At 37.8% G+C, this 23,309-nt stretch carries 19 protein-coding genes, 1 tRNA gene and 1 pseudogene; 9 read left to right on the forward strand and 12 right to left on the reverse strand.

The window, feature by feature from the left end:
* Nucleotides 1-284: 284 nt before the first annotated feature.
* A complete protein-coding gene (locus C3F34_RS01025; RefSeq protein WP_044739392.1) occupies nucleotides 285-704 on the forward strand; it encodes a hypothetical protein in 420 nt (139 codons plus the stop codon).
* A gap of 426 nt (nucleotides 705-1,130) precedes the next feature.
* On the opposite strand, the gene C3F34_RS01030 is transcribed toward C3F34_RS01025, so the two are convergent.
* Nucleotides 1,131-2,387, reverse strand: coding sequence for an acyl-CoA dehydrogenase family protein (locus C3F34_RS01030; protein WP_044739391.1), 1,257 nt, complete (start codon nucleotides 2,385-2,387; stop codon nucleotides 1,131-1,133).
* Between the two features lie 12 nt (nucleotides 2,388-2,399).
* A pseudogene (locus C3F34_RS01035) lies at nucleotides 2,400-3,581 on the reverse strand (SfnB family sulfur acquisition oxidoreductase); the annotation flags it as partial.
* 364 nt (nucleotides 3,582-3,945) lie between these two features.
* Between C3F34_RS01035 and C3F34_RS01040 the strand changes: the two are divergent.
* Nucleotides 3,946-5,340, forward strand: coding sequence for an LLM class flavin-dependent oxidoreductase (locus C3F34_RS01040; protein WP_104440884.1), 1,395 nt, complete (start codon nucleotides 3,946-3,948; stop codon nucleotides 5,338-5,340).
* 157 nt (nucleotides 5,341-5,497) lie between these two features.
* Here C3F34_RS01040 and C3F34_RS01045 read toward each other — a convergent pair whose 3' ends face one another.
* The 5 genes from C3F34_RS01045 to C3F34_RS01065 form a co-directional block, all read right to left on the reverse strand.
* Complete coding sequence (locus C3F34_RS01045) at nucleotides 5,498-6,691, reverse strand: FtsX-like permease family protein (RefSeq protein ID WP_104440885.1); 1,194 nt, start codon at nucleotides 6,689-6,691, stop codon at nucleotides 5,498-5,500.
* Between the two features lie 40 nt (nucleotides 6,692-6,731).
* Nucleotides 6,732-7,685: an efflux RND transporter periplasmic adaptor subunit gene (locus C3F34_RS01050; protein ID WP_044739387.1), complete on the reverse strand. Its 954-nt coding sequence runs from the start codon at nucleotides 7,683-7,685 to the stop codon at nucleotides 6,732-6,734.
* Complete coding sequence (locus C3F34_RS01055; protein WP_044739386.1) at nucleotides 7,675-8,400, reverse strand: ABC transporter ATP-binding protein; 726 nt, start codon at nucleotides 8,398-8,400, stop codon at nucleotides 7,675-7,677. Before C3F34_RS01055 ends, C3F34_RS01050 begins: the two co-directional genes overlap by 11 nt.
* 568 nt (nucleotides 8,401-8,968) lie before the next feature.
* Complete coding sequence (locus C3F34_RS01060; RefSeq protein ID WP_044739385.1) at nucleotides 8,969-9,853, reverse strand: cation diffusion facilitator family transporter; 885 nt, start codon at nucleotides 9,851-9,853, stop codon at nucleotides 8,969-8,971.
* Nucleotides 9,854-9,872: 19 nt separating this feature from the next.
* Entirely contained in the window at nucleotides 9,873-10,382 is a 510-nt protein-coding gene (locus C3F34_RS01065; RefSeq protein ID WP_016167416.1) for a cytochrome b, read from the reverse strand.
* 934 nt (nucleotides 10,383-11,316) lie between these two features.
* Between C3F34_RS01065 and ribA the strand changes: the two genes are divergently transcribed.
* A complete protein-coding gene (ribA, locus tag C3F34_RS01070; RefSeq protein WP_104440886.1) occupies nucleotides 11,317-11,919 on the forward strand; it encodes a GTP cyclohydrolase II in 603 nt (200 codons plus the stop codon).
* Between the two features lie 118 nt (nucleotides 11,920-12,037).
* Here the strand turns inward: ribA and trpA are convergent, their stop codons facing one another.
* Both trpA and trpB read right to left on the reverse strand, forming a co-directional pair.
* Nucleotides 12,038-12,823, reverse strand: a complete 786-nt coding sequence (gene trpA / locus C3F34_RS01075) for a tryptophan synthase subunit alpha (protein WP_104440887.1) — start codon at nucleotides 12,821-12,823, stop codon at nucleotides 12,038-12,040.
* A complete protein-coding gene (gene trpB / locus C3F34_RS01080) occupies nucleotides 12,820-14,031 on the reverse strand; it encodes a tryptophan synthase subunit beta (protein ID WP_044739383.1) in 1,212 nt (403 codons plus the stop codon). The genes trpA and trpB overlap by 4 nt, the downstream gene beginning before the upstream one ends.
* 102 nt (nucleotides 14,032-14,133) lie before the next feature.
* On the opposite strand from trpB, the gene C3F34_RS01085 reads away from it, so the two are divergent.
* Nucleotides 14,134-15,015, forward strand: a complete 882-nt coding sequence (locus tag C3F34_RS01085; RefSeq protein ID WP_104440888.1) for a LysR family transcriptional regulator — start codon at nucleotides 14,134-14,136, stop codon at nucleotides 15,013-15,015.
* 810 nt (nucleotides 15,016-15,825) lie between these two features.
* Here C3F34_RS01085 and nudC read toward each other — a convergent pair.
* The 3 genes from nudC to C3F34_RS01105 all read right to left on the reverse strand — a co-directional run bounded on the left by nudC (nucleotide 15,826) and on the right by C3F34_RS01105 (nucleotide 18,633).
* Nucleotides 15,826-16,599: an NAD(+) diphosphatase gene (gene nudC / locus C3F34_RS01090; RefSeq protein WP_104440889.1), complete on the reverse strand. Its 774-nt coding sequence runs from the start codon at nucleotides 16,597-16,599 to the stop codon at nucleotides 15,826-15,828.
* Nucleotides 16,600-17,201: 602 nt separating this feature from the next.
* A complete protein-coding gene (locus C3F34_RS01095; protein WP_104440890.1) occupies nucleotides 17,202-17,570 on the reverse strand; it encodes a hypothetical protein in 369 nt (122 codons plus the stop codon).
* 986 nt (nucleotides 17,571-18,556) lie between these two features.
* A tRNA-Arg gene (locus tag C3F34_RS01105) sits at nucleotides 18,557-18,633 on the reverse strand.
* A 178-nt stretch (nucleotides 18,634-18,811) separates the two neighbouring features.
* On the opposite strand from C3F34_RS01105, the gene C3F34_RS01110 reads away from it, so the two are divergent.
* From C3F34_RS01110 to rodA, 5 genes are all read left to right on the forward strand, one after another.
* A complete protein-coding gene (locus tag C3F34_RS01110; RefSeq protein WP_044739378.1) occupies nucleotides 18,812-19,747 on the forward strand; it encodes an ABC transporter ATP-binding protein in 936 nt (311 codons plus the stop codon).
* Complete coding sequence (locus C3F34_RS01115; protein WP_016167408.1) at nucleotides 19,744-20,517, forward strand: ABC transporter permease; 774 nt, start codon at nucleotides 19,744-19,746, stop codon at nucleotides 20,515-20,517. Before C3F34_RS01110 ends, C3F34_RS01115 begins: the two co-directional genes overlap by 4 nt.
* The gene (queF, locus tag C3F34_RS01120) at nucleotides 20,517-21,332 is read left to right on the forward strand and encodes an NADPH-dependent 7-cyano-7-deazaguanine reductase QueF (protein ID WP_104440892.1); all 816 of its coding nucleotides are present in this window, start codon (nucleotides 20,517-20,519) and stop codon (nucleotides 21,330-21,332) included. The genes C3F34_RS01115 and queF overlap by 1 nt, the downstream gene beginning before the upstream one ends.
* Nucleotides 21,333-21,359: 27 nt before the next feature.
* Complete coding sequence (locus tag C3F34_RS01125) at nucleotides 21,360-22,010, forward strand: hypothetical protein (protein ID WP_104440893.1); 651 nt, start codon at nucleotides 21,360-21,362, stop codon at nucleotides 22,008-22,010.
* A 136-nt stretch (nucleotides 22,011-22,146) separates the two neighbouring features.
* Nucleotides 22,147-23,289, forward strand: a complete 1,143-nt coding sequence (gene rodA, locus C3F34_RS01130) for a rod shape-determining protein RodA (protein ID WP_104440894.1) — start codon at nucleotides 22,147-22,149, stop codon at nucleotides 23,287-23,289.
* Nucleotides 23,290-23,309 lie beyond the last annotated feature (20 nt).

A 23,309-nucleotide genomic window follows, 5' to 3' on the forward strand; every position in this document is an offset into this window, starting at 1 on the left:
TTTCCAATTTGCTAAACATAAGGTAATGGTGCCTGATTACCCGCTTAATCCTCTATTATCTTTTTTGTAAATACGTGGATTATGTAAAAAACTACACATATCTTAAACCTGAATCGGTCTAAATGAACGCCATTGATTAATGTGTATCTAACCTATTTCGAAACATCCAATCTGGACAGCTCTATTTAAATCAACATGATTGTTAGAACACTAAGTCTAACTATTGAATTTAATTTTATTATGTATAATGAATTTTATAAATATTATTTAAGTCATAAATACTGATGCAATCATTATCAACCATCGCATTATATCTTGCAGCAACATTGACATTATGTGCTGCCCTACTTCATTTCATTTGTATTCTTTGGGGGGCAAATGGTTATCGTTTTTTAGGGGCAGGTAAAAGCATGGTCGATATGGTTGAAAGTGGAAAACTATATCCACATTTAATCACTATCGCTGTAGGTTTAATGCTCTTGCTATGCTCAACGTATGCATATTTTGCTGCAAGAGGAATAACCCTATTACCATTTAGTAAACCCATACTCTCAATTTTTGCAGCTATACTTCTTATACGTGGTCTTTCTTTTCCAATTTTGAAATCAAAATTCGTTGGTAATAGTGATTTATTTTGGTATATCAGCTCAGCTTTTTGTTTACTCTTAGGTGGGCTGTATGCAGTAGGTATATCTTTAAGTTGAAAAAGAAAACTAATGTTTTATGTCAGGACAACTATTGTTAGTCTGATAGCGTCCAGAATTTTATGACGTTGTTTCACAAGATGTTTATCTGCTTTTGATCACTGAATAGATTGCGTGTTCTTTCGCTACTAAGTTATTAAATCAGAGCCTTGTACGTTTAATCTACTCATTAATTCCCGATGCATTCATTATTAACCGTAGCTGACAGGCAATGAGCCACACCATAGAGTTTGTCCATGTTTAACAATTGCTGCTTTAAATTTATCTCATTTTTAATATTGTAAAGAATATTTTATAAATGATGATCAACAAGTTTGTGCAACCAAGTTCATCAAAAATATCATTTTAAAATGACTCACCTATTATCATGACTTAAGACTCTCATAAAGAAACCGTATGTTTATACGGTTTCTTTATTCGTATATTTTAAGCGGCAATTTCTTTTTGATTAAGCACTGGACTGTTTCCAATTTGCCAAACATAAGGTAAAGGTGCCTGATTTACCACCCAATCTCCTATCACTTTCTGTTTGTAAATAAGTGGATTATGGGAAGAAACCACACGTGCATTGCGCCAGAATCGGTCTAGTTGCTTTTCTGTTGTACTAGCAGATGCACCGAGTGCATTAAACAGTTCTGTCGTTAAATTTAGCACCAATTCCGAAATGACTACCTGTCCTTGTGAAGATGCGAGTTCAGCAGAGTCATTCGCTTGTAATTCCGTATTTTCATCATTTTGGAAATGACTCAAATACGCTTGATCTAATGCATCAGCAGTGCTTAAAGCAATTGCTTCAGCCGCATATGCCTGTGCAGAGGCTTTGCCAATCACTTGTAAAATTTGTGCATCATTACGAACCAACTCTGCATTGCCATGACTGAAGATGCGGGTACGTTTACGAACTTCATGCGTAAAAACTTCTACCGCATTTTGTGCAATACCAGCCAAAGTCGCTAAATGCACGACTTGATAAAATGCAGTTTGATATTTAAATCTCTCTTGAAATGGCAAGATATGGTCACGAGCAATTTGTACATTATCAATTTTTAATGTTCCACTACCCGTGGTTTTTTGGCCAAAACCATCCCAATCATCAACAATATGAATACCTTCTACCTGTGTTGAAACAGCAGCAATAACGTGCTGATTTGTTGTTTCATCAAAGGCAAATAAATCAATCCAATCTGCGAAAATAGTCCCTGTCGAATAATATTTCTGGCCATTCACGACGAGATTTCCACTTTGTGACTCTGTCACACGCGTGACGACATCACCTATTTCTACGTTGCCTATTTCCGTCCATGCATTTCCTACAAGGTCACCTTTTACAAAGCGCTCAAACCATAAGGTTTGTGGCTCTGTCTTATGGGCATTTAAACGATCTTCCACAAAAGCAAAATGTCCACGCAATGCCTGAACCACATTAGAATCCGCTTTTGCCAGCTCAATTAAGAGTTGGAATAATTGTCTTTGCGACACGCCATCTCCACCAAAAGCGACAGGAACACGTACCGCGCCAAAACCCGCCTGCTTTAACCATTGGATCGGTTCATAAGGCAATATTCGGTTTTTTTCACGCTCTAGTGCACCTTCTGCGATGCGCTGAAAAATAGCACGGAATTTTCCTGCCACTTGCTCGTAATGAGCACCTAAAGACAAGTTTTGATTATTTTGAATAGTCATAATATTTTCCTATTAACTCCATGCATGACGTGGTGGAGGAACATCATTTAAATAATAATTCCCAACAATATTCAGTTTCCAACGGACGGGGTCATGTAAAGTATGTGTACGCGCATTGCGCCAATGACGGTCTAAATTCAGTTCCGATAGTGTTGAACGTGTACCCGAAAGTTCAAATAGTTTATTGGCTGCCAATAAGGCAATCTCTGTGGTCAGCACTTTAGATTCTGCTGTAATTAAAGTTGCTTCAGACACAGTTTCTTCTGTTGGATTCAACAACGCGTGATCAATTGCTTCACCCGCTAAAGCCAAAACAGCTTCTGCTGCACGCAGTTTAATTTTTAACTCACCAATATTGGCAATGGTGTACGGATCTTGAGATGCCTGTTCTAAGCCCGAATCAATCCACGGGCGTGCATGAGCACGGACATACGCAATCGTTTCATCAATTGCACCACGTGCGATGCCAGCATCAATAGCAGATTGAATAAATTGCGAAATTGCCCCTGCTGCGGTTGGACGTTCAAAGGCTTGATGAATTGGTACAATGTATTTTAAATCGACTTGAACATTGTTTAAGTGTACTGAACCACTGACTGTAGTACGCTGACCAAATCCGCTCCAATCATTTACAATCGTCAAGCCTGGCGTATGTTGAGGCACTAATGCAGCAAACGGCTTACCCTCTTCACTTACAGCCACTACAGGTATCCAATGGGCGAGTAATGCGCCTGTGGCAAAAAATTTCTGGCCATTAATAACAGCGTGCCCATCTTTAAATTCAATTTTTGTTGTTAAGTCTGCAACAGTTTTAGAACCTTTTTCAGAAAATGCATTGCCAAAACGTTTTCCCTGCAAAACTTGAACAAAGAAAAAATCTTGCTGCTCCAATGAAGCATCCAAACGAATATGTTCTAAAAACGCCCAATGGTTTTGTGCAATTTGCCCTAAAGATGAATCTGCACTTGAAATAATTTTGACCACTTCTGCAAGCGTTTTATAGCTGACACCCGCACCGCCAAATTGTTTAGGAATAGTAATGCCCCAAAGACCAGAAGCTGAATATTGTTGCACCTCTCGCAAAGGCAATTGTCGCTGATAGTCACGTTGAGAGGCTTCTTTCGCAAATTCGACTGCCAGCGTTTTAGCAACTTGTATGGCTTCTTCATCTGAGCGTATGACATGAGCCAGACGCTCTTGTTGATAAAAATCCCTTGGAATGTTTTGCGCGTCTTCCAATTTTATTTCAATTTTTGAAGTCATTATAAAAACTCAGCGAGATGGTTATAAAACCTAAGCTAGCACTATTTTTTTCTTATATTTATAATTTAATCCGAAAATAAAATCATTTTTTAAAATATAATCCATGGTTTTATTCACATTCAAATTTATATATTTACAAGTTTTAATTTATTTTACCTTTATCACCAAAAATTCAATAAAAACCCCTCATCTTCATAAACATTATTTATGATAAAGATTTATTTTTTTATTATGAAAGTTTGCATATTTTCTTATTAAGATTATTCATTATTTTTGTTAAAAATCTTAAACCAATATGACCAAAAAAATTAGATTTAATGCTTTTGAAATGAATTGTATCGCCCACCAATCACCTGGCTTATGGCGTCATCCGCTAGACCGCTCTACAGAATATAAAGACTTAGAATATTGGACAGATTTAGCCCAAATTTTAGAACGTGGGAAATTTGATGGCATTTTTCTGGCAGATGTCTTGGGAATCTATGATGTCTATCATCAATCCGCTGAACATGCACTGACTGGTGCGGTACAAGTGCCTGTCAATGATCCGCTACAAATTGTTCCCGCGATGGCGGCTGTCACCAAGCACTTGGGATTTGGTGTAACCACCTCTATCTCCTTTGAACATCCCTACCCATTTGCACGCCGTATGAGCACGCTGGATCATCTGACCAAAGGTCGTGCGGGTTGGAATATTGTGACTTCATATTTAGAAAGTGGTTCTAAAAACTTAGGTTTAAAAAATCAGGTCAGCCATGATAATCGTTATGACATAGCCGATGAATACCTTGAAGTTCTGTATAAGCTTTGGGAAGGGTCTTGGGAACAAGACGCTGTGCTTCGTGACAAAGAAAAAGGGATTTTTGCTGACCCTAAAAAAGTGCATCCGATTCATCATGAGGGGGAATATTTTACCGTTCCAGGTATTCATATTTGTGAGCCTTCTCCACAACGGACTCCAGTTCTTTATCAAGCTGGTGCATCACACCGTGGACAAACTTTTGCCTGCCAAAATGCCGAATGTGTTTTTATTTCTGCACCAACCAAAGCGGCAGTAAAAAAACTTGTTCAAGGCATCCGCACTAAACTTGTAGAAAATGGCAAGGATCCTTCTTCAATTTTAATTTACACCATGCTGTCTATTGTTGTAGATGAAACAGATGCAAAAGCTCAAGCTAAATTTAAGGAATATCAACAATATGGAAGTTATCATGGTGGATTAACCCTAGCTTCTGGCTGGTCTGGGGTCGACTTCTCACAATTTAATGCTGCTGATCAGGTTGAATACATTCAAACCAATGCTATTCAATCTATGCTGGACTCCTATGTAAAAGCTGATCCTGATCGTATTTGGACAATTGAAGAAATTGCTAAATTTATTAGTGTGGGTGGTAATGGACCCGTACTCGTCGGCTCACCAACAACTATCGCGGACCGTCTACAAGAGTGGGTAGAAGATACGGGTGTTGATGGTTTTAATCTTGCCTATATCTTGGCGCATAAAACATTTGAAGATGTTGTTGAATTTGTGGTTCCAGAACTTCAGAAACGCGGTGTTTATCAGACTGAATATGCCACTGGAACTTTACGCGACAAACTGTTTGGACAAGGTCCTTTGTTGCCTGAAAATCATAGAGGAGCTAGCTTCCGCTATCATCCACAAAAGAAGAAAGCCGTAATTCAGGCATAAAGCATTGACAATAAATAGTTTAAATTATTCAAAATGCTAATGCTCTATATTGAATCGATCATATTACTGCAGGTTTTCTTAGCATTCACTCTTAGAAACTTAGCCTGCAGTAGCCCATACTCATTTCCATGTCCTTATCATCATAAGTACGCCCCTTTCAACGCCCCGAAAATACTTGGCTTGGTTCCATCTTCAATACAGGGCGCACGCTCAATGCAGCAGCAACCAAGCAGACCAGTATAACAGTCACTGCTCCTAACACAGGGGTAAACCACATCATCCGAAATGGATATCCTGCCATAATTGCCAACTGCCCAATCATGGCACAAAGCCCCAGCCCGAGACCTGTGCCCAGCAGCCCACACAAACCCGCCTGAGCAAATACCATGGTCAAAAGAAGTCTTGGTGTGGCCCCCATCGCACTAAGTACCGCATAATTACGCAGGTTCTCATTCGTAAACATGTAAAGCATAACGCCTGTTACACCAAAGCCGACAGAGATTGCCAAGGTTAGCATTGCCCCAATGTCTCCCACATCTTCAGAGTTCAGCAGAAACCAATGCACAGTATCCGATTTAAACTGTGCAGATGTCCGTGCACGTAAACCTGTGGCTGACTCGATGCGCGCTGCTAAGTCTTCGGGCGCTACCTTCGGTGCAGCGTTGACCAGCACGAATGTGAGCTGACGTCGTTCTGGTGGCAAAATTCGAGTCGCGTTCGAAAAAGTCGTATATAGCAACGGACGTGGTGGAAATCTAGGAAGTCCTTGCGATTGACCGAGAATTCGCAAGCTATGATCATTCAGAAGTAATTCATCACCTGTGGTCAGTTCACGGGTTGGCGCATCAAAATCTATTTTACCTTGTGGCAATTGCTCCGAAATTTGCAATGTGGTTTCCAACTTACCATTGGTTCCTCCTGCATCAATCACCACTGCATCAGGAACTCTCAATAAGCTAGGCATCACCTTATTTTGGATAGTCGGCATGCCGAGCAATGTTGCATCATCAACACCAATCACCTGAAAGGGCTGATAACGCCCATCTGGAAAACGGACATCTGCTGTGGCAAACATGAGGGGGACTGCTGACTGCACCCCTGCTACACTGCGAACTCTTGCCAATGCTTGCAAGGACATATTGGTGGTTTGCTCAACTGAAGTTACCGCAGGTTCCATCACCCATACATCTACAGTACCATTCTCGGAAATAGGTGCGTAACCTCGCGTCATAATTCCAGCAAAGTAGGATGCTGCAAAAGTCACCAAGAACGATGTAAAGGTAATACCAAAGATTAAACCCACATATTTAGCGCGGTCACCCAGCAGCATTTTTAAGGCTATACGTAACATTTTGGTACTCCTTTTTAATGCATGCAGACGGACTGGATCATTACAAAATCTTCGCGGAAGACAGTGTTGCTGTGGATTGCGAAGGCTTACTCTTTGAAGATTTGTCTACTGTGGTCTCAATGAATACATCAACTTGTTGCCCAACATAAATTGGCAAGGTGGTGTGATCAAAACTATAAATGACCTGCAAGGCACGGGTATCGACCCGCTCGGTGCTATCGCCCGTCAGTGAGGTTTTAGGCAGCACATACGGATCCACCCGTTCAAATTTCAGTGTGGTGTGTAAATTTGGATTACCCCGCACAAATGCCACAGCATGTGCCTCTGGCTGGATTCGCCATGCATCATTCTCATCAATGTCAGCACGTACGAATAGCCGATCATCATTACCAATCAACATCGAAGAGTCACTAGGCACACCACCTTGCACGAATGCGCCGATACGAATCTTGTTTTGTAATACTCGTCCATGGATTAAAGCACGTATAGTATAGCGCTCAATATCCATTTGAATTTGCTTAACCTGAGCTTGAGCAGATGCCAACTCAGCTTCAGCAAGCTGGACTGCAAAGCGCCGATTGTTGAGCTCCTCGACGCTAATCGCACGTTTATCCGATAAGCTGTTCGCAAGTTCAAATTGGCTCTTGGCTTGTGCCAAACGCGCTGCAATTTCTTTGATTTTCGCCATTGCAGGTAGAAGTTGGGCTTGAAGTTCACGATCATCAATCTTAAATAACTTATCGCCAACCCTTACCTCGCTGCCTTCGTGTACATACAGTTCAACCACAACACCAGACACAGGCGTGCCGACAACGATATTTCCTGTACTTGCCTCGATAATACCTGCGCCAGCCACATAGCTCGGAAAAGGTGATTTGGGTGACTGAACTACGGGTTGAGATGGAGGTGATTGCCTATTGCCAATCAGTACCATCGTGACAGCAAGCAACAGACCGATCAGTGCGAGTATTGGGAGCAAATATTTACGCATCATTGTACTTTGTCTCCTCGATTTGATTGCTTATATCGGCAATCTTCCCATCATCCATATGCGCGATACGATCAGCAAACTCATAAATACGAGTGTCATGTGTTACCACTACTAGTGCGCGATCTGGAGCTTGTGCCACATTGCGCAAGATCTCCATCATGGCATGTCCCGTGGCATGATCCAAACTACTCGTTGGTTCGTCACAAATAATGATTTTAGGTTCATGCACAAGTGCACGCGCAATTGCTACACGCTGCTGTTGCCCACCACTGAGCTGGCTTGGAAGTGCATCTTCACGTCCCGAAAGTCCAACCTGATCTAGAATGACCCGAGCACGTTGAAGCGCAACTTTACGCTCTTTGCCACTGATTAACAAAGGCACAGCCACATTTTCAGCGGCAGTCAATGAAGCGAGTAAGTTAAAGGTCTGGAAAACAAAACCGATTGAATTTCCTCGAAAACGTGCTCGCTCGGCTGTATCCATATTCTCTAAGTCTTTACCGAGTATCGTGCATATGCCTGCATCTCGTTTTAGGATCCCCCCGATAATTGAAATTAGGGTTGTTTTTCCACAGCCTGAAGGACCAGCCAGAATAAGTAACTCCCCTCGGTAGACATCAAGATTGACACCTCGTAAGGCGGTCACTTTCGTTTCACCAACACCATATTCCTTCATGACACCAGAACACTGGATGAGGACATCCTGACTCGACTTCATTATTTTTGTCCTTATGTCTGGTCGCTGAAAACTCAGTTTAACTTGTCTAATCTCTACGTTGCCTAACCAACAACTTCTTTACCATCGTGAACGCAGCCTATGCGGAAAAATACTTCCTCTAATCAACCTTAATTTTAGGGCTTTGTTATCAATGTCCGCTACGCTTTTGCGAAGAGTTCTAGCAGATCAAGCTATATATTTTAAAGGCTAAAATTTATTCTAATTCATACAATATACTATGGCATAAGCACAGGCTGTAATACCACATAAAACTATGAAAATGATGCTCTTTAGACATATATCTAATGCTATAAAAGGCAATGTACGGATATTAAAAAATAAAGTTGCGCTGAAAAGTATCCCAATTGAGCTTAAACTTTTCGTGATCACCATGTGATTGAAATATTGAGGTGATACAAAAGAATTTTATTTAAATATGATTTTAAAAATACAAATTCGAGGCTTAATTGAAACAAATGAACTCATTGGACATTCCCAATAAATCTTTTTAAATTCAGGCATCTTGAATCTTATTTATTCTTGATGCCTATTTATCTCCACTTTCAAATTATATCGGGTCAATGTGAGTAACCACATCAATCACATTATGGTTTTTGAGGACTTCATTTCTGGCATCTACTGCTATTTTATGTCCTTCTCTTACACTTTGCTCGCCACTGACTTCTAAATGAACATCCACAATAATCATATCACCCATTTTACGGGTTCTGAGTTGATGTAAGCCCAATATACCCTCTTTATTCAATAAGGTTTCTTTAATAGCAGCAATCTCATCTTCATTTGCAGACTTGTCCATCAAATCATGTAAGCCCCTCCAACTAAAGTCGAAACCCATTTTAGCAATCATCAAACCAACAATTAACGCCGCGATTGGATCAAGAATTGGGTACCCCGCAAGATTCCCTATAATCCCTAATGCTACAACAAAAGAAGATGCCGCATCCGAACGTGCGTGCCAAGCATTCGCAATCAATAAACTCGATTTTACTTTTTTGGCAATAGCGAGCATATAACGGAACAATAGTTCCTTACAGATCAATGCGGTTATTGCTATCCAAAGCGCTATGCTATGAACTTGGGGAATTTGCTCAGGATGAAGAATTTTATGGGTTGCCGTCCATAGCATTCCGACCCCAACCGACAGTAAAATTAAACCCAGTATAAAAGATGCTGCATTCTCAAAACGAAGATAACCATAAGGATGAACGTCATCTGGTGCTTTTTTACTATGACGATTGGCCACTAATACAATAAAGTCCGCGACTAAATCACTTAAAGTATGAATACCATCTGCAACTAAACCTTGTGATTTAGAAAACAGACCAATCCAGATCTGCCCAATCGATAAGAAAACATTTACAGCAACACTGATCCATGTTGACTTTGAAGCAGCTTTTGACCTTAACTCAAGATCAATATTTGACTCAATCATAATCTTTTAAGCTCTTGGTTCACTTTTTAAAATAAAGCATACTTTTCAAAACGTTATCTTTAAATACATAATGATGAATTAATGCAGCCAATGCATGAAAGCCTATCAGCACCATGAAAGAATTACCTAGAAATTCATGGATTTCTCCAATTTTTTCAACATCCCATGAATTACTTATGAGAGGTAAACTCATTCCAAAAAACTGATAACTCTCTGTTAAACCTGATAAAGTAACCCAGCCCAATACAGGAATTAAAAACAACAATGAATAAAGCGTGTATTTCACCATCAAAAATAAAGTTCGTTGATATTTACTCATCGGCTTGTTCAGCGGAATATCTTTTCTATAAGTAAAAATCATTATAATTCTGATAAAAAATAGCAAAAATACGGATACCCCAGCGAAAACATGAAGTTCTCCACTTTTTAGATGTACGGTTGGGTCTCCACCTGTGAGATACGCCAACACCACAAGGCAAAGTGTAAGCCAATGCATAATCATTATTGGAAAAGGATATTTATTTTTCATAACAACCCCAAAATTCAAAAATATAAATCGATATTAATACCTTACAAAAGTGACCTTAAATTTAAATTAATTTTTTTAAATATTTAAAAAATCAAATAATAAAAAATACCATCCAGCACCTAATAAAAATAATCATTCTTAATTACATTAATCTTATCCTATAAAATAAACATCAGACTAGACTAAGTTTCAAGGATTCTATTCTGTTTAATTCGAAAATATTTCAGATGTAACTTTTATGTATAAAAATTCAAGAATAAAATGTGCCTACAGTTCTTCTGTTTTATGAAAAAAGGATAAGTAAAATCTGCCTAATCCTACACATCTATTTAAAACGGAAATATATTTCATTAATCCTAAATTTAAAAATCCTACACTTAAGTTTATCTTCAAATAAGCCAAGCTCATTTATTTTTGCTTGAGACAAACTACGACAAGGATCCACCTATTTATATAGTTCACACTAGTACCTTATCCATTTTCGATAACTCATGTCGTTCAGCCGAGCTACACCTTTTCTATTTGTGCAGTCTTTTCTGGTAAATGAATTGTATTGGCATACTGACATGGAATCTTTTGACCACAAAAGTCCATATCATCAACAGCTTTTGTATATATTGAATCTATCATGTCATCTGTGATAATTTGATTCAAAAACACCATAAGCAACTAAATTTATTAAATATTTTCATAAAATTCAGTTTTAAAAAACCAAAAATGAATAGGCACTTGCATTGAAGTCGATTAATCAGTGTACTATTTTTCCCTGTTTAAGCTTATATATCTGAAAATTGTATTGTTCATGCTCTACTGGAAAAATTGGTTCATTCGACAACACTGTTTCACATAAAATTCACTATTAAATGCATATTATCTAATTGAAAGTTTAATTCAGCGTATTTTATCTATTATCAAGATATAGGTGGATCCTTCAGTGGCTATAGAATTTGTTTCCAAATCAAAGTTACCTACTGCGTTTGGCGATTTTGAAATTATAGCGTTTCAAGACCAAAGTACTGGTGAAGAACATATCGCTCTTGCCAAAGGCATGGATACTATTTCTAATCAACCTGTACTCGTCAGAATTCATTCGGAATGCTTAACAGGTGACGCTTTTGGATCACTCAAATGTGATTGTGGCCCCCAATTACATTCAACCATGAAAATGATTAATGATGCAGGTCAAGGTGTGATCTTATACTTGCGCCAAGAAGGTCGCGGCATAGGACTAACCAATAAAATTCGAGCTTACGCCCTTCAAGACCAAGGACATGATACTCTTGACGCCAATTTATTATTAAATTTACCAGCAGATGCTCGTAAATATGATATGTGTACCATTATGTTAGATTATTTAAAAATAAAGAATGTAAAACTCATTACAAATAATCCACTTAAAATTAAATCTTTAACTGATTTAGGAATTAATGTTGTTGAACGTATTCCTTTAAAAGTTGGTTTAAATATCTTTAACAAAGCTTATCTAGAGACAAAGCAAAAACGTATGTCACATCTGTATGATAATAGTGATTTCTAAAAACGATCACTTTCGGTAAAAATCCAGATATAAAGTTCCATCTCCCTTACGGGAGAGGGTTTTATCACATATAATTCTTGATAAATTAACTTTAAATATACGGATTAAAAAAAGGATATTATTTATTTTCTCTAAGTATTTGCGAAAAAGCTGTGACTTTTTCTAAAGTCGCATTCATACCCTTATTAAAAAAAGTATCGACGAGCGCTGAACCGATAACAATAAGTTCTACTTTATTGGCTAATGCTTTAACATGACTCTCATTTTTGATCCCAAAGCCAATTGCAACTGGAATATTAAAAATAGGCTTGATTTCAGCAATCTTTTTCTCAAGATTAGCCAAATTTAAGTCTCCTCCTGTTAAGCCATTTTCTGCAACATGATATAAAAAACCTGTCGCGCGCGTTGAGATTTGCTCTAACCTTTCAACTGGGGTGGTCGGCGCTGTCATTGCAATTAAATGCATATTTTTTTTATTTAACTGCACTTCAAATTTTTCTCGATATCCATATGGAGCATCTAAAATCAATATTCCATCTATAAGATTTTCTGTTTCGACGATAAGTGTCTCGAAACCATATTGCATCATCGGATTTAAATAAGTCATGAAAATTATTGATGTCTGGTCATCATGTAGCCTTATTGCTTTTACCAACTCAATGGTCTGTTTTACCGTTTGACCTGCACCTAAAGCCCTAAGATGCGCTGCCTGAATGATCTCTCCATCTGCCACTGGATCTGAAAATGGAATGCCAACTTCAATAATGTCGGCTCCAGCTTGACCCAATTGACTTAACAAACGACAACTTTCTGCGAAATTAGGATCTCCAGCAGTAAAATAACATACCAGACCACTTCGATTTTCCAGTTTTAATTGCTCTAATTTTTGATCTAGACGGTTCATGCTGTAGCTCCTGCAAGATATTTTTTGACCGTGTTTAAGTCTTTGTCACCTCTGCCGCTTAAATTGACAATAATGATCTGTTCTGGCTGCATTTCTTGAGCAAGTTGAATCGCATACGCAATCGCATGAGAACTCTCAAGAGCAGGAATAATGCCCTCCTGTTGGCTTAAAAGCTGAAATGCATTTACGGCTTCTTGATCGGTTATAGCCGTATATGTCACACGTCCTGTTTCAAACAGAAGGCCATGTTCAGGGCCAACACCAGGATAATCTAAGCCCGCTGATATAGAGTGCCCCTCTAAAATCTGTCCATCTAAATCTTGTAGCAAATAGGTTAAATTGCCATGCAGCACACCAACTTGACCTTTGCAAATAGAGGCGGCATGTTCACCAGTATGTGTTCCTTTTCCCCCAGCCTCAACGGCAAACATTTTGACATTCAGGTCTTCTAGAAAAGGATGCATCAATCCTAATGCATTTGATCCACCACCAACGCAAGCAACCAAAGCATCAGGCAGCTTATGTTCTTTGAGGAGTATTTGGTTTCTGGCTTCTAGACCAATAATTTTTTGAAATTCTCTGACCATAGTCGGATATGGATGAGGACCCGCACCAGTACCTAACAGATAATAGTTTGTATCAACATGACTAATCCAGTCACGTAATGCTTCGTTCATCGCATCTTTTAAAGTCCCACGACCTTTTTGAACACTTCTGACTTCAGCTCCGAGTAATTTCATGCGTTCAACATTCATTTGTTGGCGCTGAATGTCTGTTTCTCCCATAAAAATGGTACATTTCATCTTAAACAGTGCGCAAACAGTTGCTGTTGCAACACCATGTTGTCCAGCACCAGTTTCTGCAATGATTCTGGTTTTCCCCATAAATTTGGCTAATAAGATTTGCCCAACACAATTATTGATCTTATGCGCACCCGTATGGTTCAAATCTTCTCGCTTGAGATATATTCGAGCACCTCCCGCATAAGCTGTTAGGTTTTTTGCATAAAAAAGAGGACTAGGGCGACCAACGAAGTCCGTTAAAATCTGCTGATATTCAGCCCAAAATTCAGGTTTGTGCCGAACAGTATTAAAGGCTTGCTCTAATTCTTGAAGTGCGGGCATTAAGCTTTCTGGCATGTAACATCCGCCAAATTTACCAAAAAATCCCAAGTCATCAGGACCATTACCTGTATAAGGGGTTGTCATCTCATATCTCTTTTACTATCAAAACTTGTTTGATCTTAAAATATTTTCATTTTTCTGATAATTGATATATTTTGAGCTCATGGTGTTAGAAAATTTTACAACATGAAACGCAGAACATTACCTCCCCTTAATGCTTTAAAAGCATTCGAGGCAGTCGCCAGAAATAAAAGTTTCAGCTTAGCTGCGGAAGAATTATGTGTAACCCATAGTGCGATTAGCCATCAAATAAAGCAGTTAGAAGAATGGTTAGATAAAAAATTATTTATTCGACATTCCTCTACCATCTCTCTGACAAAGGATGCAGAAGAATTATCGCTAGTTTGTACGCAACTTTTTAATAATTTAGAACAATGCGTCTTTGAGTTAACAAATAAAACATCAGAGGTAGAAGTTGTAATAGGCGCTTCTCATAGTTTTATGGCAAATTGGCTGATTCCCCGATTAGAAAAAATCGAAATAATCTATCCCAATATTCATATCAAATTAATGACATGTAATGACTTAAAATTGTTAGAAAAAGAGAAGGTTGACATATTTATCAATAGCATAAATGAAAACCATACACTTCCTAACTTTTTGAATAAATATCTTTTATTTCCCGATAACATGGGGCCTATTTGTAATCGTGAAATAAATCCTCTCCATACAAAACATGATCTTTTAAATTATCCATTACTTCATACCCACTCAAATAAAAGTGCATGGCATACATGGTTTGATCAGTCCAAAATTAACTTTTCCCCAAAAGCGAATGATCGTTATTTTGATAGTCTCAATTTGATGATAGAAGCTGCTGTGTCTGGGTTAGGAATTGCCATAGCACCTCAAATTCTAATAGAAAAAGAAATATTAAATGGTAGGGTCATTGCCCCTTTTGGTTTTATCTATTGTGACTATAATTTTTATGCAATGGTCAGAAAAAATAATGAAAATCATGATGTAATGAATATCATTCATTGGTTAATAGCTGAAGAAAAAGGTTAAAAATTATTTTTTGATTTAAAAATTCTATTCAATGAATATTTTTTCGCTTATATCATCATATTTTATTCGCTTAAACCTATTTAAAGTATAAGAATAAACTGTAAAAGTAACCGCACCGAGACAAGTGTTGGTAAATAAAGTTTTTTAGGCTATCGATATTACAATGGCAATAATATTGATAGCCAAGCAATGCCGTGATTAAATTTGTTGGGCTATTCAAATACTCAGATAAATCTAAATACAAACCTGAACATGTCTATCTAAATCTCCTCCAGATAGGACACATCCAATAGAATAAAAAGTAAAATCTCAGTCATTGAGTTTTGTAATTTTCATTAATTTTAGCTGTTTTATTCTGAATTTACTGTCTTTGATCACATCAGACTTTTCAACGAAGTTTCACCCTAATTTCAGCTTAGGACTATCCTTCTGTTTAGAGTTAAACTTGTGAGATATTAATTTCAAGTGAAAAAAAAACCGAACTGTAGAGAGAATATTCAGTTCGGCAAAAGGGTAGCAAATAAATACAATACTTTGATTAATTCTGTGTCGTTACACGCATAATGCCTCGTAATTTGAAAATACGCCTAGAGCTCCACTTTATACTCTCAGCCTGTAGGCCGAGTCGTAGTACCTCGTCATTCTCTTTTGCAAAAAACATATATTAGCTTTAGACAAAAGCTGAACTTCAATTCACTCATCTTGATGCTGTGATTATGATAAACAAATTACATGTGAACTAAGTGTGAAAATAAGATGACGAAATTCAATAATTGACACTTCAGAAAAGGTATTCTGCCAATTTTTCCTTCAAAGCCATTCTTTCGTATCATCCGCCACTGGGGTGCCATTTATCACATGATTAATCATGGCATACGCAATACTGCCTTTAAATGGAATCTCAGGTAAATTATCAAACTTGAAAAATTGAGCATCACTGAGTTCCTCTTCCTGAATCTGAATTTCCCCTGAGTGATATTCTGCTTTGAATGCCATCATCAAATTGCTGGGAAATGGCCATGGCTGACTTGCAAGATATTGAATATTTCTAATCTGAAGCCCAACTTCTTCCAAAGTTTCACGACGTACAGCATCTTCCAAGGTTTCCCCGACTTCAATGAAACCAGCAATCAAACTGTACATCTGAGATTTGTTACGCGCATTTTTTGCTAATAGAATTTCATTTTCACCCCGGGTAATGATGGTAATCACACAAGGATTAACACGCGGATATTGGTTGTAACCACAAGATGGACAGCACATTACATACTGATTCGTAGGTTGAAAGGTTGCATGACCACATTTACTACAAAAACGGTGATTACGATGCCATTCTAATAACTGTACTGCGCGGCTAGCTTCTGCAAATTCGTTTTGGTTCCATACTTGTACCAATTGTCGGATCGGAATCAACTGATAACCTTCTGGCACAGGCTCATCCTCTTTTAAATCCCTTGCAATGATCTTGCCATTTTCTGACAGGTTCAAATCATGCTGAAGACTTTCTACCTGCGGTAATTGAAAATTTTCATCTACCAGCAACTTCTGCTCTCTAAAAATATACGCTTTTGAATGTATGCTCATACAACCCTCAGATTAAAAAAAATCCCATACTAAAAGTGTATGGGATGAAACCAAGGAAGCTTACATGGAGTAACTTCAAGAAGAATACTAGGCACTAAATGTCAGAATTACAATCATAATAATTTGTATCTTTTTGATTAAAATCACAAAATTTTCACACCAACTATGCATCAAGGCATCACTAAAATTAGACTGATAAAATAACTGATGTTTTAGTCTGATCAATGAACTTTACATTCTAGAGAAGGAGTTTTGCTCATTATTTCTTTCAATATAAAAACTTCATCTGCTCCAGTGATAAGCAAATGTTGAATTCTATATAAAGCTTACTTGCTTGATGACTGGATGCAAAATCAATAACTACTTGGACATCTATTCTTATTTTATCTGGACATTTTTTTCTGTTTTAAGGTTAAATGAGACTACATAAAGCCGTGGAGTTTTGATTATTTATTGACCACGGAATATGAAAAATCACTAAAAAGCTGTTCCAGTGCGCTGAACCCTAGAACAGCTTTGACTAAGATATTGATGCTTAAAGGAAAATTTCAAGCATTATGTATAACGTGCATTATGTTAATTTTAGAGAAACTTGAAAATAATTAATCAAATTCCCAAACTAAAGCAAGCTTTGTTCCTAAAATATTTTCTAATTCTTGCATTACTTTTGGACGAAGCTGAGTATCAAACTCTAATTCATCATAATCATCTTCATCAGCATCTTCTGCACTTTCATCTTCATTAATTAACCAATATTTATTAGAACCAGACAAAAAACCCGCTGTTAATGCAAAAGGGCTTTCCACGCTTGAACCATCTTCAAGCGTAATAGAGGCATTATCCCAACCACAAGGAAAATGTTCTGCTTCTGGTACTATTAACTCAAAAAATGATACTGCTTTATCTTTTTGGTCTTGTGATGGTTGATACTCTTGATCTAAAACATAGATGTAAACTTTATGTTCGTGCATTTTTATTTTCCAAAAATTTTGTATATATTTTAATGTAATAGTCTCAGTTTACTTATATAGAACAAGTAAATATTAACTCTAGGATACATAACCTTATTTAGCATCATTTGAAGTTATACAACTTCTGAATGATCATATTTAATATGCTTAATGTGATTCAGTCATACTTGAATTAGCCGAAGATGGTGGGTTAAACACCGCTTGTTTAACGCTAACTAGTACCAGCAATGCAATTAGAAAAACCCAACGTGATATTGGTTTCTCACCTGTATATTTTTCAATTAAACTTGGTTTAATGAGACATGCAAGACTTGCAATAACAAGAACATTAAAAATTATATGAATAATAACCATAATGAAGGACTCAAAGTTTAGAATTATTTAAGCAAAAAGAATGACTTTTTGAGTGATGAGCGTCTCAAATGCTATCATTTTTTTGCTGAAAAAAAAAAGAATTCACGTCTCCTAATAATGATGGACTCTAGTCCCAAAAGCGAACCTTATCCTCCCATTTAACATAATGGTGCTTATACGAAATTGAGTTGTTATTCCCATTTAAAGTGTCCAAGTTAGATACGACTCTCTGTTCATTTGTTTGTGAAATTTGGTGTCCATTAGAAAAAGAATATGCAACTGAATACAACAGCCAATAAAACCCCTTGAAAGAACATAAAAAATATGACTTTGAATTAGGTTCATAATCACAAAATTTCGGGTTTCAATACTCAATTTATAAACAAATTTAAGCTCACTAATTTTTTCTCATCATTGAAGTGATTGAATGGATTTTAAAGATCTTATTAGTTCAGCCTTTTTTGGGAGGCTTAATTTAATTATAGTTTTAACGTTCTTGCATCGATTGGTAGATAAGTAGCATTTTTTGGACAATTTATACGATTTAAAGAAATTTTAAATTATCCCATTGAAAGACTAATACACTAGATTTACGCTGAAATTATTCTAAATTATTGATTTTATAAAAAATATGGTGCGGCCAGCGGGAATCGAACCCACGACCCCAAGCTTCGGAAACTTGTACTCTATCCAACTGAGCTATGGCCGCGCGTGCACATCATAGCAAAAAAATAAAGAAGTGAAAGCAACTATATAGAAATCATGCATTTTTATGCTTAGAGTTTAATCAATGTTCTAAGCATGCAACGCAGTATTCCCTGTAATTTACTTGGTTTATTAATCAAGATCGCTCACAATAGCCACACTCTATATGCTGTGAGAACTTCATGACCGATGCATTACTGATCAGAGATTTGTCCAAAACTTATCGAAATGGCTTTCAAGCCCTGAAAGGGATCAATTTAACCGTCCCAGAAGGCGAGTTTTATGCGCTTTTAGGACCAAACGGTGCAGGCAAATCGACGACCATCGGGATTATTAGTTCTTTAACCAAAAAGACGTGTGGGACAGTCGAAATTTTTGGTCATAATCTTGATACTCACCCATCGCAGGCTAAACAATGTTTAGGTGTTGTACCGCAAGAATTTAACTTTGGGCAGTTTGAAAAAACCTTCGATATTTTAGTCACTCAGGCAGGTTATTACGGTATTCCCCGTAAAATTGCAGAGCAACGTGCTGAACATTATTTAGAAAAGTTAGGGCTTTGGGAAAAACGTAATACCCAAGGTCGAATGTTGTCAGGTGGTATGAAACGCCGATTGATGATTGCGCGTGCCATGATGCATGAACCAAAACTTTTGATTCTGGATGAACCTACTGCGGGTGTCGATATTGAACTGCGTCGTTCGATGTGGGATTTCCTGACTGAAATGAATGAAAATGGTACATCCATCATTCTAACAACACACTATTTAGAAGAAGCTGAAATGTTGTGTCGCCGTATTGCCATTATCGACCGCGGCGTGATTAAAGAAGATACCACGATGAAAGCCTTCCTTAATCAATTACACGAAGAATCCTTTATTTTTGACTTGGCTGAGCCAATTCAACCACTGCATCTTGATATTATTGGTGTTCGCTTCAATTTAATTGATCCTGTCACGCTTGAAGTCACCATGGACAAAGCGCATACCTTAAATCAATTATTCCAGTTACTTGAAGCACAAGGCATTCAAGTGCGTAGTATGCGCAATAAATCCAACCGCCTTGAAGAATTGTTTGTCAGACTTGTGGAGAAAAATTTGGAGGGAACTACACCATGAATATGACTCAAATGCGTGTTGCTCTTTTCACATTAGTGCATAAAGAAGTTCGCCGCTTTATGCGCATCTGGCCACAAACCCTATTACCACCTGCCATTACCATGAGTCTATATTTTGTTATTTTTGGTAATTTAGTCGGTTCTCGTATTGGGCAAATGGGTGGCTTTAGCTATATGCAATTCATTGTGCCTGGCTTAATCATGATGGCGGTGATTACTAATAGCTATGCGAATGTTTCCTCTAGTTTCTTCAGTGCTAAATTTCAAAAAAGTATCGAAGAGTTGATTATGAGTCCAGTTCCTTTACATTTAGTTCTTTGGGGCTATGTCTTGGGCGGATTATGTCGCGGGGTCTTGGTTGGGATTATTGTGACGGCTATGAGTCTGTTTTTTACTGACTTATATATCACCAATTGGTTTGTGACTATATATACAGTCATTGTGACATCGTTGTTATTTTCATTGGGCGGCTTTATTAATGCTGTTTATGCCAAATCTTTTGATGATATTTCTATTATTCCAACGTTCGTACTGACTCCACTGACCTATTTAGGCGGTGTATTTTATGCGATTAGCGCACTTAGTCCATTTTGGCAAAATCTGTCTTTAATTAACCCCATTGTCTATATGGTTAATGCCTTCCGTTTCGGAATTCTTGGTCATAGTGATGTGAATGTTTCGATTTCACTCACCGTGATTACTTTATGTTGTGCTGTGCTTTACGGTATAGCGTATTATTTACTTTCTCGTGGCTCAGGAATGCGTGAATAATGAGTGTAGAACATTCTTTACTTGGTAAAGACACCCAATATCCATCAACATATCAACCAGATATTCTTTTTCCAATTGCGCGTGCTCAGGCACGTTCAAGCTATGCTCATATTGAGGGCATTCAACAGGGTAAAGACTGGTGGCATGTGTTTGAAATTTCTTGGCTTAATGCTCAGGGTATTCCGCAAGTTGCAATTGGTCGTTTAACCCTACCTGCTTCTTCACCCAATTTAGTTGAGTCCAAATCACTCAAGCTTTACTTTAATAGCCTTAACTTTACCCAATTCGATTCTGAATCTGCATTTGTCGCCACTGTAGAAAAAGATTTATCCGCAGCTGCGGGCGCTACAGTAACGATTCAATTGTTCCAAGTAGATGCCTTGACTATTGATCAACCTGAGGGCATCTGTATCGATGACTTGGTTCCTGACCGCTTAGAAAATCAACCTGATGCATCGTTACTCAGTTTAGATCGTGAAAATACGGATAATCTGGAAATCCGACTCTATTCACATTTACTTCGTAGTAACTGCCCTGTGACGGGTCAACCCGATTGGGGTACAGTTTTTATCCGTTATCAGGGTAAAAAGCCTTGTTATCGCTCACTTTTAGCCTATATTATTTCCTACCGTCAGCATAATGGCTTTCATGAGCAATGCGTGGAACAGATCTATGCCGATATCTGGCAAAATCTGCAACCCGAAAAGCTTATGGTTTATGCGGCTTATACTCGCCGAGGTGGTTTAGATATCAACCCTTGTCGTGTATCGGATTTAACATGGATGCCTCGCCCAATTCGCTTGGCGCGACAATAAAATGAATAATATTGAGGTTAAATAACAATGCCTTTTTTTGGTTTTGTCCCTTCTGAAACACTATTAAATAGTATTCAAACAGGTCAGCAGAAAAAAAATTCAAGTGAAGCTCTCTACCCTTTGCGCGATCAAACTGCTTTATTGATTAACGATGAAATTATTGACGCCATTTTAACGGAGTTAGTTCGTCGTTTTCCGCCAAGTGATAAACGTGATACTGCGGAAAAATTAGCAGGTTACATTAAATCAACTGTCGCAGTGTTATTGAAACAACTTTTAAGTAAAGCTCCAAATGATGTGGTGAAACAATCAATTGAGTTTTCTGAAAAAAGCTTGTTCAAAGATGCGCAAGGTCAATATCGCGTAGGTGAAAGTTTAGATGCCAGCTTGGTGACTAATTTAAAAACCACATTTGCTGATATTCGTGCAGGTGGTGATACCAATAAAGCCGTTTTGATCGAATTATACAAACAGTTCGCAGAAGCCACTGTACGTCATTTCATGAATGATTTTAACAAAACCCTCGATTTGGGCATGATTAAGCGTAAAGCAGCGGATATCGGCTCTGCGTCCGTAATTAAAGCCGTACATATCGCAATTGATAAAATCTTCCCACATTTAACCAAGGAAGAATTGATTATTTTGGCTGAGTATCACGATACTCTGTTCCATCATTGATAGAAATTTACACTATCGGAAACCTAGCTTTTGCTAGGTTTTTTTATTGCAAAATATTGATGTACAGCATCAATACACAAGTATAAGGTAGCAGGCGCAAAATACGGCCTAAGACTTTATTCTACAAATATCTTCCATGACTACTCCTCCTCAGTCCAAATTCTTACGACATGCCCCCCGTGACGGTTTAAGCACCACTTTATTGCCATCGAAGTGGCATAAATTACACCTCGATCCATGGTTATGCCTCTATTTATTGCTTACAGCACTATTAGGTTTAACAGTGCTATATAGCGCTTCGGAGCAAGACTGGGGTTTAGTGTCAAAACAAGCGATTAGTTTTACCATTGGTTTTTTCACCATGTTAGGTTTGGCACAAGTTCCTCCGAAAGTTTATCAATCTTTTGCACCTTATCTATATATAGTGGCACTGTTGTCACTTGTTGGGGTCAAACTCTTTGGGGAAGTTCGTTTAGGTGCACAACGTTGGATTGATATTCCGGGACTGGGCAGTGTGCAACCCAGCGAATTTATGAAAATTGCCATGCCCTTGATGATTGCATGGTTTTTAGCAAGACGCCCTCTGCCCCCAAAAATTGGGCAGATTGGCATTTGTCTAATCTTTATTGGCATTCCCTTTATTTTAATTGCTGAACAGCCCGATCTTGGTACTTCATTACTGGTACTTTCCAGTGGGATCTTTGTTTTATTCCTCAGTGGCTTGTCTTGGCGTTTAATTGCAACTGCAATCGGACTCGCAGCACTGATTATTCCTATTGCTTGGCAATTTTTACTGCATGATTATCAACGACAACGAGTGTTAACTTTGATCCATCCCGAAGCTGATGCACTCGGTACAGGTTGGAATATTATTCAATCAGAAACTGCTATTGGATCTGGCGGTATTTTAGGCAAAGGCTATCTCTTAGGGACACAATCTCATCTGCATTTTTTACCAGAAGGTCATACCGATTTTATTATTGCAGCATTTTCTGAGGAATTTGGGCTAATTGGTATTATCATATTGATTGTATTGTACTTTGCGATCATTAGCCGAACGTTTCAAATTGGATTAAACAGTTTTCATAACTTTGGCCGTTTAGTGGCAAGCAGTTTTGCTTTGTCATTTTTTGTATATGTCTTTGTCAATGCGGGCATGGTCAGTGGTATTTTACCCGTAGTGGGTGTGCCTTTACCTTTTATGAGTTATGGCGGTACTGCAATTATTACTTTAATGGCCACTTTTGGCGTTGTGATGTCAATTCATACACATCGATAATTTTTTAGGATTTAACCTAT

Source organism: Acinetobacter sp. ACNIH2, from assembly GCF_002934965.1.
Taxonomy (GTDB): domain Bacteria; phylum Pseudomonadota; class Gammaproteobacteria; order Pseudomonadales; family Moraxellaceae; genus Acinetobacter; species Acinetobacter tandoii.